Source organism: Enterobacter sp. DSM 30060 (assembly GCF_013375955.1).
Taxonomy (GTDB): Bacteria; Pseudomonadota; Gammaproteobacteria; order Enterobacterales; family Enterobacteriaceae; genus Enterobacter; species Enterobacter intestinihominis.
This window is the reverse complement of sequence record NZ_CP056118.1, coordinates 827,257-840,440: the sequence shown is the minus strand read 5'-3', so window position 1 is coordinate 840,440 and position 13,184 is coordinate 827,257. Positions and strand designations below refer to the sequence as shown.

Genomic DNA, 13,184 nt, shown 5'->3' with positions numbered 1-13,184 from the left:
GTGCGGTCTGTGGTGTCGGGTGGCGCTTACGCTTACCCGACCTACAATGTTCGTGCGGTCTGTGTGTCGGGTGGCGCTTACGCTTACCCGACCTACAACGGTCGTGCGGTCTGTGTGTCGGGTGGCGCTTACGCATACCCGACCTACAATGTTCGTGCGGTCTGTGTATCGGATGGCGCTTACGCTTACCCGACCTACAATGTTCGTGCGGTCTGTGTATCGGGTGGCGCTTACGCTTACCCGACCTACAATGTTCGTGCGGTCTGTGTATCGGGTGGCGCTTACGCTTACCCGACCTTCAATGTTCGTGCGGTCTGTGTGTCGGGTGGCGCTTACGCTTACCCGACCTACAATGTTCGTGCGGTCTGTGTGTCGGGTGGCGCTTACGCTTACCCGACCTACAATGTTCGTGCGGTCTGTGTGTCGGGTGGCGCTTACGCTTACCCGACCTACAATGTTCGTGAGGTCTGTGTGTCGGGTGGCGCTTACGCATACCCGACCTGCAATGTTCGTGCGGTCTGTGTGTCGGGTGGCGCTTACGCTTACCCGACCTACAATGTTCGTGAGGTCTGTGTGTCGGGTGGCGCTTACGCATACCCGACCTACAATGTTCGTGCGGTCTGTGTGTCGGGTGGCGCTTACGCTTACCCGACCTACAATGTTCGAGGATTTATGTAGGCCGGGTAAGGCGTAGCCGCCACCCGGCTTTGTTCTACCAGGTCCAGGTTTTACTGGGCGTCACCACCGCCGGTAACGGCACATCCCATTTCTCTACGGGTAATGCCTCCACGCCCTGACAATCATGCGCATAGCCCACCGGCTGCAATCCGTACTGCTGCCAGTTTTGTAGCGTTCTGTCGTAAAAACCACCGCCCATTCCCAGGCGCTGTCCCTGCTCGTCAAACGCCACCAGCGGCGTAATCAGCACATCCAGTTCAGATAGCGGCAGCACATCGCGCACGTCGAGTTTGGGTTCGGTGATTTTCAGACGATTCACCACCAGCTCGCTGTGCGGATGGTAGTGCAGAAACAGCAGATTGCCCCGGCTAAAGGGATGCAGCACCGGCAGATAAACTTTTTTCCCGGCGCGCCAGAGGTGGTCGATAAGCGGTTGGGTATCCAGCTCACCATCAAACGAAAGAAACAGGGCGACGGTGTTTGCCATCACCACAGGCGGATAGGCCATCATACGGGCGGCGGCCTGCTGGGCAAACTGTGCCTGTTGTTCGGCGCTTAAGGCACGACGACGCTGGCGAATGAGCTGACGGATATCCTGGCGTGAAGCAGAAACTTCAGGGAATTGAGTCATGGTAGTTGGTAGAAGAAGAGAGAGGGAATCTCCGAGATGCCGCCGCAGGCTGTAACCCTTGAACCCTTGGTTCAAGGTGAATGTGTCGTCATAGTTTTAAGGCTTCTCGGACGGACCGAGCATGCTCACCAACCATGGAGCGCCACATTCTTGTGGTATGAAATATCGGCTCAGGGGACTGGCCCGCTTGCAAACATCTCAGAGAAATTTTGTCTTCACAGTTACTCTACCATAGTCAACTGAGAAGTGTTATTCAAACTTTGGTCCCGGTCTTTCAGGACTGCGACCTTGATCAAGCAATGCCTGTTCAATGGTCTGCTGGAGCATTTTAATGCGCTGCTCCATGCTTGCCGCGTAATCGCGGGTCTTCGCTTTTTCCTGAGTCAGTTCATAGCTGATGTTCAACGCGGCGATGAAAACCAGCTGCTCAGTATTTGTGACTCTAGTGCGTTCTTTTAGATCTTGCAACCGCTGATTCAAATCGTCCGCAGCCTGATTCAAAGCATCCCTTTGTTCAGGCGGACAATTCACTCGCAGTGAACGGCCAAAAATCTGGAGATCGACGGGTTGTGCAGACATGCCACCTTCCTGCTGATTGACTGCGCTGCCTTCGCTTACTGCCCCGGGGGCTGCGAAGGGGCGACACTATAGCTACCCTGATGTGAAGATACAAGCCCTTTTCTGGTATCACCAGGGTCCAAAGTGGTAGCATATCATGAATATCCTCCCTTTGATGACGAATGCGTATGTCTATACAGAACGAAATGCCTGGTTACAAGGATTTAAACCAGTTACTGAACCAGCAGGGAGTCGGTCTAACCCCTGCCGAAATGCACGGTCTGATCAGCGGCATACTGTGCGGCGGAAACAGCGACAGCTCATGGCTGCCGCTGATCCACGACCTCACCAACGAAGGGCTGGCATTTGGCCACGAACTGGCGGAAGCGCTGCGTAAAATGCACGCCGCAACCAGCGATTCCCTGGAAGACGATGGCTTTCTTTTTCAGCTTTATCTGCCTGAAGGCGACGATGTCAGCGTCTTCGATCGCGCTGATGCGCTCGCGGGTTGGGTAAACCACTATCTGCTTGGCCTGGGCGTAACCCAGCCTAAACTGGATAAAGTGACCGGCGAAGCGGGTGAAGCGATCGACGATCTGCGTAACATCGCCCAGCTCGGCTACGATGAAGACGAAGACCAGGAAGAGCTGGAGATGTCTCTCGAAGAGATCATCGAGTACGTGCGCGTGGCGTCTCTGCTGTGCCACGACAACTTTACGCGCTCGCAGCCGACCGCGCCGGAAGTTCGCAAGCCAACATTACACTAAGAAAAATAACGCACAGGAGGGTGTCATGGTTATCTCCAGTCAAGAGTATTCTCGCCGTCGTCAGGCGCTGCTGGCAAAAATGCAGCCGGGAAGCGCTGCCCTGATTTTCGCCGCGCCGGAAGTGACGCGCAGCGCCGACAGCGAATACCCCTATCGCCAGAGCAGTGATTTCTGGTACTTCACCGGGTTTAACGAGCCGGAAGCGGTACTGGTGCTGATTAAAAGCAATGACACCCACAACCACAGCGTGATTTTCAACCGCGTGCGCGATCTGACCGCGGAAATCTGGTTTGGCCGCCGCTTAGGTCAGGAGGCGGCGCCGGAAAAACTGGGCGTGGACCGCGCGCTGGCCTACAGCGAAATCAACCAGCAGCTCTATCAACTGCTCAACGGCCTGGACGTGCTGTACCACGCGCAGGGTGAATACGCCTATGCGGATGAGATTGTTTTCACTGCGCTGGATAAGCTGCGTAAAGGCTCACGTCAGAATTTGTCTGCACCCGCAACCCTGACAGACTGGCGACCGGTGGTGCATGAGATGCGCCTGTTTAAGTCTGAAGAAGAGCTGAATGTGATGCGCCGCGCGGGCGAAATCAGCGCCCTGGCGCATACCCGCGCCATGGAAAAGTGCCGTCCCGGTATGTTCGAGTACCAGCTTGAAGGGGAAATTCACCATGAATTTAACCGTCACGGCGCGCGCTTCCCGTCCTATAACACCATCGTAGGCGGCGGGGAAAATGGCTGCATTCTGCACTACACCGAAAACGAAAGTGAACTGCGCGACGGCGATCTGGTGCTGATTGACGCCGGCTGTGAATATCAGGGTTACGCGGGCGACATCACCCGTACCTTCCCGGTGAACGGTAAATTCACCCCAGCGCAGCGTGAAATCTATGACATCGTGCTTGAGTCTCTGGAGACCGCGCTGACGCTGTTCCGCCCTGGCACCTCCATCCAGGAGGTTACGGGCGAGGTGGTGCGCATCATGATTACCGGGCTGGTGAAGCTTGGCATTCTGAAAGGCGATGTGGATACCCTTATAACCGAAAACGCCCATCGCCCGTACTTTATGCACGGCCTGAGCCACTGGCTGGGGCTGGATGTGCATGACGTGGGGGCATACGGTCCGGAACGTTCGCGCGTGCTGGAGCCAGGCATGGTGCTGACCGTTGAGCCGGGGCTGTACATCGCGCCGGATGCCGAGGTGCCGGAACAGTACCGCGGGATCGGCATTCGTATTGAAGATGACATCGTCATCACCGAAACCGGTAACGAAAACCTGACCGCGACCGTGGTGAAAAAAGCCGACGACATCGAGGCGCTGATGGCGGCGGCACGCGGATGAGCGTGATCATCGTTGGCGGAGGCATGACCGGCGCTACTCTGGCGTTGGCTATTTCGCAGTTAACCCAGGGCCAGCTTCCGGTGCATCTGGTTGAGGCGGTCGCGCCGCAGGCGGCCGATCATCCCGGTTTCGACGCCCGCGCTATCGCGCTGGCGCAGGGAACCTGTCAGCAGCTTGCGCGTATTGGGATCTGGCAGGCGATAGCGGATTGCGCGACGGCGATCGGCACCGTTCACGTCAGCGATCGCGGGCACGCCGGGTTCGTAACGCTGGATGCCCACGATTACCGGATCGAGGCGCTGGGGCAGGTTGTCGAGCTGCATGACGTAGGGCTGCGGCTGTTCCGTCTGTTACAGGACGCGCCTGGCGTCACGCTGCACTGTCCGGCGCGCGTCGCCAGCTTTAGCCGCCGTGACGAAGCCGTCAGCGTGACGCTGGACAACGGCACCACGCTGGAGGGGGAACTGCTGGTGGCGGCGGATGGTTCACGCTCCGCGATCGCCACGCAGTGCGGCGTCGAATTGCGCTCTGAACCCTATGGGCAGGTGGCGGTCATCGCTAACGTCTCTACGGCTGGCACGCATAACGGCAGGGCATTTGAGCGCTTCACGGAGCACGGCCCGCTGGCCATGCTGCCGATGTCGAACGGGCGCTGCTCGCTGGTGTGGTGCCATGCGCAGGACCGGGCCGATGAGGTTCTCTCCTGGTCCGACGAACGTTTTAGTTCCGAGCTGCAAAAAGCCTTCGGCTGGCGGCTTGGGCGTATCACCCAGGCCGGAAAACGCGTGGCCTATCCGCTCGCGCTGACGACCGCATCGCAGACTGTCTCCCATCGCGTCGCCCTGGTCGGCAACGCCGCGCAGACGCTGCACCCCATCGCCGGGCAAGGCTTTAACCTTGGCCTGCGCGACGTGATGAGCCTGGCTGAGCTACTGGCGCGGACGTGGAGCGAACAACAGGATTGTGGCGCATACTCAGTGCTGAGCCATTACCAGAAACGACGTCAGGCGGACAAAGCGGCGACCATTGGCGTTACCGACGGTTTAGTCCACCTGTTTGCCAATCGCTGGGCACCGCTGGTTGCGGGTCGCAACCTTGGGCTGATGGCGATGGAACTGTTCATTCCGGCACGTGACGTGCTGGCGCAGCGGACCCTGGGTTGGGTCGCGCGTTAAGGAGTAATCACCGTGCAAAATGTTGATGTCGCCATTGTCGGCGGCGGAATGGTAGGACTGGCGCTGGCCTGTGGTTTACAGGGCAGCGGCCTGCGCGTGGCGGTGCTTGAGCAAAATGCGCCGCAGCCTGTGGCGCAGGATGCACCGCCGGAGCTGCGCGTCTCGGCGATCAATGCCGCCAGCGAAAAGCTACTGACGCACCTTGGCGTCTGGTCTGAAATCGTGGCGCTGCGTGCCAGCTGTTACCATGGCATGGAAGTGTGGGATAAAGACAGCTTCGGCCATATCGCGTTTGACGATGAAAGCATGGGCTACAGCCACCTTGGGCACATCGTTGAAAACGCGGTGATCCACCACGCGCTGTGGCAAAAAGCGCAGCAGTGCAGCGACGTCACGCTGATCGCACCGGCGAAACTTCAGCAGGTGGCGTGGGGCGAAAACGACGCGTTTATAACTCTTGAAAGCGGCGACATGCTGACCGCGCGGCTGGTAGTGGGTGCCGACGGCGCCAATTCCTGGCTGCGTAACAAAGCGGATATTCCGCTGACCTTCTGGGATTACCGTCATCACGCCCTGGTTGCCACAATCCGCACCGAAGAGCCGCATGGCGGCGTGGCGCGCCAGATTTTCCACAATGATGGCATTCTGGCCTTCCTGCCGCTTGCCGATCCGCATCTCTGCTCCATCGTCTGGTCTTTAGAGCCGGAGAAAGCGCAGCAGATGCAGGAGGCGACGCCGGACGCCTTTAATCAGGCGCTATGCGTGGCGTTTGATAACCGTCTGGGCCTGTGCACGCTTGAAAGCGAACGCCAGGCGTTTCCGTTAACCGGTCGCTACGCGCGTCAGTTTGCGGCGCACCGTCTGGCGTTGGTAGGGGATGCGGCGCATACGATTCATCCGCTGGCCGGGCAGGGGGTGAACCTCGGCTTTATGGACACGGCCGAGCTGGTTGAAGAGCTGCGTCGTCTGCATCGGGAAGGTAAAGATATTGGTCAGCATCTGTATCTGCGTCGCTACGAGCGCAGCCGCAAACACAGTGCGGCGATGATGCTGGCGGGTATGCAGGGCTTCCGCGAGCTATTTGCCGGAGCGAACCCGGCGAAAAAACTGCTACGCGATATCGGCCTCAAACTGGCCGACACCCTTCCCGGCGTCAAACCGCAGCTTCTTCGTCAGGCAATGGGTCTTAACGATCTTCCCGACTGGTTACGTTAATCTCGATCCCCGTCACACTTTATTTTCCCGGCCTTCGCGCCGGGGAAATCTCCTCGTTTGAAATAATCTAATTTCACGTCATTTTTCGCATTAGAAAATCTAATCTTACTATTTTTATGTTACGGAAATTCGGCCCGTTTTTCCGCACGAAATATCACCATCTGCTAAATCCTGTTAGCTCGATGTTAATTTTATGCGGGTTTAATCGCATTTTACCAGTGAATAACTCTGTAGGCTTTTCAGCGATTTTTGGTCATAAGCTAATGTGATGACCCGTTTTACCTTATGGTTAACCGCCGGTTTCGGTGGTAAGTTCAGGTAAAAGAGAACGTTTGCGTCGGCCCTCGATCGCGAGGTCGACACCGGGTTTCACGGTGAATTTTTCAACGAGGAAAAGATGGCTCAACAGACTCCTTTGTACGAACAGCACGTGTTATGCGGCGCCCGCATGGTGGACTTCCACGGCTGGATGATGCCGCTGCACTACGGCTCGCAGATTGATGAGCACCACGCGGTGCGCACCGATGCCGGTATGTTCGACGTGTCTCATATGACGATTGTCGACCTGCGCGGTAGCCGCACCCGGGAGTTTTTGCGTTATCTGCTGGCAAACGACGTCGCCAAACTAAAAACGCCGGGCAAAGCGCTCTATACCGGCATGCTCAATGCCTCTGGCGGCGTGATTGACGACCTCATCGTCTACTACTTCACCGAAGATTTCTTCCGCCTCGTTGTAAACTCCGCCACCCGCGAAAAAGACCTTTCCTGGATTTCCCAACACGCTGAACCTTACGCCATCGACATCACCGTTCGTGACGATCTGTCGCTGATTGCGGTGCAGGGGCCAAACGCCCAGGCGAAAGCCGCGTCTCTGTTCAGCGACGAGCAGCGCAAAGCAACCGAAGGCATGAAGCCGTTCTTCGGCGTGCAGGCGGGGGATCTGTTTATCGCCACCACCGGCTACACCGGTGAAGCGGGCTACGAAATTGCAATGCCAAACGAAAAGGCCGCCGATTTCTGGCGTGCGCTGGTGGAGGCGGGTGTGAAGCCTGCGGGCCTGGGCGCGCGCGATACGCTGCGTCTGGAAGCGGGGATGAACCTCTACGGTCAGGAGATGGACGAAGGCGTCTCACCGCTGGCGGCCAACATGGGCTGGACCATCGCGTGGGAACCGGCTGACCGTGATTTTATTGGCCGTGAAGCGCTGGAGATGCAGCGCGAGAAGGGCACTGAACAGCTGGTTGGCCTGGTGATGAAAGAAAAAGGCGTTCTGCGCGGCGAGCTGCCGGTGCGCTTCACCGATGCCGATGGCAATCATCGCGAAGGCGTGATCACCAGCGGAACGTTCTCCCCGACGCTCGGCTACAGCATTGCACTGGCACGCGTGCCAGCGGGGATTGGCGAAACGGCGGTGGTGCAGATCCGCAACCGCGAAATGCCGGTCAACGTGACCAAACCGATTTTTGTTCGCGCCGGTAAGCCGGTCGCCTAACTATTTTTATCAGGAGAACTTCAATGAGCAATGTGCCAGCAGAACTGAAATACAGCAAAGAACACGAGTGGCTGCGCAAAGAGGCGGACGGCACTTACACCGTTGGGATCACCGAGCACGCGCAGGAACTGCTGGGCGACATGGTGTTTGTTGACCTGCCGGAAGTGGGCGCAACCGTGAGCGCAGGCGACGACTGTGCGGTGGCGGAATCCGTTAAAGCGGCCTCTGACATCTACGCTCCGGTGAGCGGTGAAATTGTTGCCGTGAACGACGCGCTGAGCGACTCCCCGGAGCTGGTGAACAGCGAGCCTTATGAAAGCGGCTGGATCTTTAAGATCAAAGCCAGCGACGAAGCGCAGGTTGCCGCGCTGCTGGATGCGACCGCGTACGAAGCACTACTGGAAGACGAATAACGTTGTGCCGGATGGCGCTGCGCTTATCCGGCCTACAGATCTACGTAGGCCCGGTAAGCGTTAGCGCCACCGGGCAACAGCGTTACAGATAATTACGATTCACTGCACGTTTCAGGAACCATCGCTCATGACACAGACTTTAAGCCAGCTTGAAAACCGTGGCGCCTTCATTGAACGTCACATTGGGCCGGATGCTCAGCAACAGCAGGAGATGCTGAAGACAGTTGGCGCGGATTCATTAAACGCACTGATCGGCCAGATCGTGCCAAAAGACATCCAGCTTGCCACACCGCCGCAGGTAGGCGAGTCCACGACGGAGTTCGCCGCGCTGGCGGAGCTGAAGGCCATCGCCGGCCTTAACAAGCGCTATAAGTCTTACATCGGCATGGGCTACACCAACGTGCAGTTACCGCCGGTGATCCTGCGTAACATGCTGGAAAACCCGGGCTGGTACACCGCTTACACCCCGTATCAGCCAGAAGTCTCCCAGGGCCGTCTGGAAGCGCTGCTGAACTTCCAGCAGGTGACGCTGGATCTGACCGGTATGGATATCGCCTCTGCCTCGCTGCTGGATGAAGCCACTGCCGCCGCTGAAGCGATGGCGATGGCGAAGCGCGTGAGCAAGCTGAAAAACGCCAACCGCTTCTTCGTCGCGGCGGACGTGCATCCCCAGACGCTGGACGTGGTGCGCACCCGTGCGGAAACCTTCGGCTTTGAGGTGATTGTCGACGACGCTGACAAAGTGCTGGATCACCAGGACGTCTTCGGCGTGCTGTTACAGCAGGTGGGCACCACCGGGGAAGTGCATGATTACAGCGCGCTGATCGCCGAGCTCAAATCCCGTAAGGTTATTGTTAGCGTCGCCGCTGATTTTATGGCGCTGGTGCTGCTGACGGCGCCAGGTAAACAGGGCGCGGATATTGTCTTCGGCTCAGCGCAACGCTTCGGCGTGCCGATGGGCTACGGCGGCCCGCACGCGGCGTTCTTTGGCGCGAAAGATGAATTTAAACGTTCCATGCCAGGCCGTATTATCGGCGTATCGAAAGATGCCGCCGGTAACACCGCGCTGCGCATGGCGATGCAGACCCGCGAGCAGCATATCCGCCGCGAGAAAGCGAACTCCAACATCTGTACCTCGCAGGTGCTGCTGGCTAACATTGCCAGCTTATACGCGGTGTTCCACGGTCCGGCAGGTCTGAAACGCATTGCCAGCCGCATCCACCGTCTGGCCGATATCCTGGCCTGCGGTCTGCAACAGAAAGGTCTCAGGCTGCGTCATGAGCACTACTTCGACACCCTGTGCGTCGAGGTGGCAGACAAAGCGGCCGTGCTGGCACGCGCCGAGGCAGCACAAATCAACCTGCGCAGCGACATTCACAATGCGGTCGGCATTACGCTGGACGAAAGCACCACCCGTGACGATATCCTGACCCTGTTCAACGTATTGCTGGGTGACGCACAGGGTCTGGACGTTGATACGCTCGACAAAGAGGTTGCGCTCGACAGCCGCTCCATTCAGGAAAGCATGCTGCGCGACGACGCGATCCTGACTCACCCGGTGTTCAACCGCTATCACAGCGAAACCGAGATGATGCGTTACATGCACTCTCTGGAACGTAAAGATCTGGCGCTGAACCAGGCGATGATCCCGCTGGGCTCCTGCACCATGAAGCTGAACGCCGCGGCTGAGATGATCCCAATCACCTGGCCTGAATTCTCCGAGCTGCACCCGTTCTGCCCGGCTGAGCAGGCGGAAGGTTATCACATGATGATCAACCAGCTCTCCGACTGGCTGGTGAAGCTGACCGGGTACGACGCGCTCTGCATGCAGCCGAACTCCGGTGCGCAGGGTGAATACGCCGGTCTGCTGGCGATCCGTCACTATCACGAAAGCCGCAACGAAGGCCACCGCGATATCTGTCTGATCCCAAGCTCTGCCCACGGCACCAACCCGGCCTCTGCCCAGATGGCAGGAATGGAAGTGGTGGTTGTGGCGTGCGACAAAAACGGCAACATCGATCTGGCCGACCTGCGCGCGAAAGCCGAGCAGGCAGGCGACAAACTCTCCTGCATCATGGTGACCTACCCGTCCACCCACGGCGTGTACGAAGAAACGATCCGTGAAGTATGTGAAGTGGTGCATCAGTTCGGCGGCCAGGTTTACCTCGACGGCGCGAACATGAACGCCCAGGTGGGCATCACCTCTCCGGGCTTTATTGGCGCGGACGTGTCGCACCTCAACCTGCATAAAACGTTCTGCATTCCGCACGGCGGCGGCGGCCCGGGCATGGGCCCAATCGGCGTCAAAGCGCACCTGGCACCGTTTGTGCCAGGCCATAGCGTGGTACAGATTGAAGGCATGCTGACCCGTCAGGGCGCGGTCTCCGCGGCACCGTTCGGCAGCGCCTCTATCCTGCCAATCAGCTGGATGTACATCCGCATGATGGGCGCGGAAGGGCTCAAGCAGGCCAGCCAGGTGGCGATCCTCAACGCCAACTACATCGCAACACGTCTGAAAGACGCCTATCCGGTGCTCTACACCGGCCGCGATGGTCGCGTGGCGCACGAATGCATCCTCGATATTCGTCCTCTGAAAGAAGAGACGGGCATCAGCGAGCTGGATATTGCCAAGCGCCTGATCGACTATGGCTTCCACGCGCCAACCATGTCCTTCCCGGTTGCAGGAACGCTGATGGTTGAGCCGACCGAGTCTGAAAGCAAGGTGGAGCTGGATCGCTTTATCGACGCGATGCTGGCGATCCGCAGCGAAATCGACCGCGTGAAAGGCGGGGAATGGACGCTGGAAGATAACCCGCTGGTCAACGCCCCGCATACCCAGAACGAACTGGTGGCAGAGTGGAACCACGGTTATACCCGCGAGCTGGCTGTCTTCCCGGCAGGTGTGGCAAACAAATATTGGCCAACCGTGAAACGTCTTGATGATGTTTACGGCGACCGTAACCTGTTCTGCTCCTGCGTACCGATGAGCGAATACCAGTAACGTTGTTCCTGTAGTAACGTAGGCCGGGTAAGGCGAAGCCGCCACCCGGCTTTTTTATTGGGAGAAAAGAATGGCAATTGCATTGGTCACCGGCGCCAGCCGGGGTATTGGTAAAGCCACCGCGCTACAGCTGGCAAGCGAAGGCTACACCGTTGCGGTGAATTTTCATCACAACATCAAAGCCGCGACAGAGGTCATTAATCAGATCGTGGACGCGGGTGGTAAGGCCTTTGCCGTGCGCGCGGATATCAGCGATGAATCGCAGGTGATGGCGATGTTCGACAGCATCGATCGCGAAGGTGAGCCGCTCGCCGCGCTGGTGAACAACGCCGGGATTTTGTTTGAACAATCCTCCATCGAACACCTCTCAGCTGAACGTATTAACCGCGTGCTGTCCACCAACGTCACTGGCTATTTTCTCTGCTGCCGTGAGGCGGTGAAGCGCATGTCGCATAAACACGGCGGCAAGGGCGGCGCGATTGTGAATGTCTCCTCGGCGGCCTCACGACTGGGCGCACCGGGGGAGTATGTGGATTATGCTGCCTCCAAAGGGGCCGTGGATTCCCTGACAACCGGCCTCGCGCTGGAGGTGGCGGCGCAGGGCATTCGCGTTAACTGCGTGCGGCCAGGCCTGATTTATACCGATATTCACGCCTCCGGCGGCGAGCCGGGGCGTGTGGATCGGGTGAAGTCGATGTTACCGATGCAGCGTGGCGGTCAGCCGGAGGAGGTCGCCCAGGCCATTACCTGGCTGCTGAGCGACAAAGCCTCCTATGTCACCGGTAGCTTCCTGGAGCTGGCTGGCGGGAAGTAACGTTACGTCGCCAGCCACAGGCGCAGGCGCATTCCCCAGCCGCTGGTCCAGCCGGTGGTGATCGACTTCACTTCACCGTGAGAGATCACCACAAGCGTTGGCGTCACCTGAACGTCCCACTGACGCGCCAGTTCTCCGCTGGCGTCGTTGACCGTGGGCATCATCGCCTTCTTCTTTCTCATCCATGTTTCGAGCGTCGCGTTATCGCCCGAGCGCAGCGCAACCGACATCACGTTACCCCCGTCCGCGGCAATCGCCGCCACCGACGGCGTGGTGTAGCGGCAGACGCCGCACCATGTCGCCCAGACGTAGACCAGCAGCGGTCGCTCCTTACTCATGGCGATAAGATCGACGGGCTGACCGTCGAGGGTGTGCAGTGCCGTCGCGGAGAAATTCTGCGGCAGCGCGGGCTGGCGGAAATAGTCCACCGCCAGGCTCACGGCTACGCCAATCAGCAGCCACACGGCCAGCTCGCGCAGCAGGCGCGGAAGCTTACTTGCCACGGGCGTTTGCCAGCTGTTCTTTGACCAACCCCTCCAGATCGTCATACGGGATTGCGCCCGCCACCATCTGGTCACCGATGATGGTCGCCGGGGTGCCCTGAATATTCAGCACCTGCGCCAGGATCAGGTTCATCTTTACGCTGTCCATGGTTTTATCATCGGTTTTAATGCTGTCCGTCCCGGTCTTCACCTGCGCGGCGGCGATGCTGGCGTCATCGTGATAGCCCTTTTTCATCATCAGCCGCTGGTGTAGTGCCCAGAATTGATCCGGCGCCTGCTGCCACGTTGAGAGCGCCGCTTTCGCGGCATTTACCGAGCTTTGCCCCTTGAACGGCAGCAGTTTGATGATGAGCTGCACGTCGGGATTTTCCTGCACGATTTTCTCCAGCATTGGGTCGAACTGCTTGCAATACGGGCAGTTGTAGTCCGTGAAGGAGACGATGGTGAGCTTCGGCGATGTCGCGCCGGTTCGCGGGCTGTTGGGGTCGTTAAACAGCAGTTTTGCCAGCTGGTCGTTGGAAGCGTCATCTGACGGTGCGGCGAAACCGAACGTTGATAACGACAGCAGAAGTAAGGCAACGAAGGTTCTCAT

General features: G+C 58.5%; 13 protein-coding genes and 1 other RNA gene. 9 read left to right on the top strand and 5 right to left on the bottom strand.

Annotated elements, in window-relative coordinates; all coding sequences use genetic code 11:
• Window positions 1-12: 12 nt before the first annotated feature.
• Window positions 13-678, top strand: coding sequence for a hypothetical protein (locus HWQ15_RS03955; protein WP_139153374.1), 666 nt, complete (start codon window positions 13-15; stop codon window positions 676-678).
• A gap of 34 nt (window positions 679-712) precedes the next feature.
• Here HWQ15_RS03955 and HWQ15_RS03950 read toward each other — a convergent pair whose 3' ends face one another.
• The 3 genes from HWQ15_RS03950 to zapA form a co-directional block, all read right to left on the bottom strand.
• Window positions 713-1,309, bottom strand: coding sequence for a 5-formyltetrahydrofolate cyclo-ligase (locus HWQ15_RS03950; protein ID WP_063216172.1), 597 nt, complete (start codon window positions 1,307-1,309; stop codon window positions 713-715).
• A 24-nt stretch (window positions 1,310-1,333) separates the two neighbouring features.
• Window positions 1,334-1,517, bottom strand: a non-coding RNA gene (ssrS, locus tag HWQ15_RS03945) — 6S RNA.
• Window positions 1,518-1,558: 41 nt separating this feature from the next.
• On the bottom strand, window positions 1,559-1,888 hold the full coding sequence (gene zapA / locus HWQ15_RS03940) for a cell division protein ZapA (protein ID WP_003860096.1): 330 nt from the start codon (window positions 1,886-1,888) through the stop codon (window positions 1,559-1,561).
• A 167-nt stretch (window positions 1,889-2,055) separates the two neighbouring features.
• Here zapA and HWQ15_RS03935 point away from each other — a divergent pair, with 167 nt between their 5' ends.
• From HWQ15_RS03935 to HWQ15_RS03900, 8 genes are all read left to right on the top strand, one after another.
• On the top strand, window positions 2,056-2,634 hold the full coding sequence (locus HWQ15_RS03935) for a YecA family protein (RefSeq protein ID WP_072201010.1): 579 nt from the start codon (window positions 2,056-2,058) through the stop codon (window positions 2,632-2,634).
• A 31-nt stretch (window positions 2,635-2,665) separates the two neighbouring features.
• A complete protein-coding gene (pepP, locus tag HWQ15_RS03930; protein WP_139153375.1) occupies window positions 2,666-3,979 on the top strand; it encodes a Xaa-Pro aminopeptidase in 1,314 nt (437 codons plus the stop codon).
• Window positions 3,976-5,154 carry a 2-octaprenyl-6-methoxyphenyl hydroxylase gene (ubiH, locus tag HWQ15_RS03925; RefSeq protein WP_063148687.1) on the top strand — a complete coding sequence of 393 codons (1,179 nt, stop codon included), beginning with the start codon at window positions 3,976-3,978 and terminating at the stop codon, window positions 5,152-5,154. Before pepP ends, ubiH begins: the two co-directional genes overlap by 4 nt.
• 12 nt (window positions 5,155-5,166) lie before the next feature.
• On the top strand, window positions 5,167-6,369 hold the full coding sequence (gene ubiI, locus HWQ15_RS03920) for an FAD-dependent 2-octaprenylphenol hydroxylase (RefSeq protein WP_045308800.1): 1,203 nt from the start codon (window positions 5,167-5,169) through the stop codon (window positions 6,367-6,369).
• A gap of 397 nt (window positions 6,370-6,766) precedes the next feature.
• Complete coding sequence (gcvT, locus tag HWQ15_RS03915) at window positions 6,767-7,861, top strand: glycine cleavage system aminomethyltransferase GcvT (RefSeq protein ID WP_003860107.1); 1,095 nt, start codon at window positions 6,767-6,769, stop codon at window positions 7,859-7,861.
• 23 nt (window positions 7,862-7,884) lie between these two features.
• The gene (gene gcvH, locus HWQ15_RS03910; protein WP_058646291.1) at window positions 7,885-8,274 is read left to right on the top strand and encodes a glycine cleavage system protein GcvH; all 390 of its coding nucleotides are present in this window, start codon (window positions 7,885-7,887) and stop codon (window positions 8,272-8,274) included.
• A gap of 127 nt (window positions 8,275-8,401) precedes the next feature.
• Window positions 8,402-11,275 carry an aminomethyl-transferring glycine dehydrogenase gene (gene gcvP, locus HWQ15_RS03905; protein ID WP_045308801.1) on the top strand — a complete coding sequence of 958 codons (2,874 nt, stop codon included), beginning with the start codon at window positions 8,402-8,404 and terminating at the stop codon, window positions 11,273-11,275.
• A 70-nt stretch (window positions 11,276-11,345) separates the two neighbouring features.
• Window positions 11,346-12,089 carry an SDR family oxidoreductase gene (locus HWQ15_RS03900; RefSeq protein ID WP_063148685.1) on the top strand — a complete coding sequence of 248 codons (744 nt, stop codon included), beginning with the start codon at window positions 11,346-11,348 and terminating at the stop codon, window positions 12,087-12,089.
• Between the two features lie 2 nt (window positions 12,090-12,091).
• On the opposite strand, the gene HWQ15_RS03895 is transcribed toward HWQ15_RS03900, so the two are convergent.
• Both HWQ15_RS03895 and HWQ15_RS03890 read right to left on the bottom strand, forming a co-directional pair.
• Window positions 12,092-12,592: a protein disulfide oxidoreductase gene (locus tag HWQ15_RS03895; protein WP_063148684.1), complete on the bottom strand. Its 501-nt coding sequence runs from the start codon at window positions 12,590-12,592 to the stop codon at window positions 12,092-12,094.
• On the bottom strand, window positions 12,582-13,184 hold the full coding sequence (locus HWQ15_RS03890; RefSeq protein WP_038416687.1) for a DsbA family protein: 603 nt from the start codon (window positions 13,182-13,184) through the stop codon (window positions 12,582-12,584). The genes HWQ15_RS03895 and HWQ15_RS03890 overlap by 11 nt, the downstream gene beginning before the upstream one ends.

Bases quoted from the DNA above. Each gene is read 5' to 3' on its own strand.
- HWQ15_RS03950 (WP_063216172.1), bottom strand. From the start codon at position 1,309: ATGACTCAATTCCCTGAAGTTTCTGCTTCACGCCAGGATATCCGTCAG.
- zapA (WP_003860096.1), bottom strand. From the start codon at position 1,888: ATGTCTGCACAACCCGTCGATCTCCAGATTTTTGGCCGTTCACTGCGA.
- HWQ15_RS03935 (WP_072201010.1), top strand. From the start codon at position 2,056: ATGTCTATACAGAACGAAATGCCTGGTTACAAGGATTTAAACCAGTTA.
- ubiH (WP_063148687.1), top strand. From the start codon at position 3,976: ATGAGCGTGATCATCGTTGGCGGAGGCATGACCGGCGCTACTCTGGCG.
- gcvT (WP_003860107.1), top strand. From the start codon at position 6,767: ATGGCTCAACAGACTCCTTTGTACGAACAGCACGTGTTATGCGGCGCC.
- gcvH (WP_058646291.1), top strand. From the start codon at position 7,885: ATGAGCAATGTGCCAGCAGAACTGAAATACAGCAAAGAACACGAGTGG.
- gcvP (WP_045308801.1), top strand. From the start codon at position 8,402: ATGACACAGACTTTAAGCCAGCTTGAAAACCGTGGCGCCTTCATTGAA.
- HWQ15_RS03900 (WP_063148685.1), top strand. From the start codon at position 11,346: ATGGCAATTGCATTGGTCACCGGCGCCAGCCGGGGTATTGGTAAAGCC.
- HWQ15_RS03890 (WP_038416687.1), bottom strand. From the start codon at position 13,184: ATGAGAACCTTCGTTGCCTTACTTCTGCTGTCGTTATCAACGTTCGGT.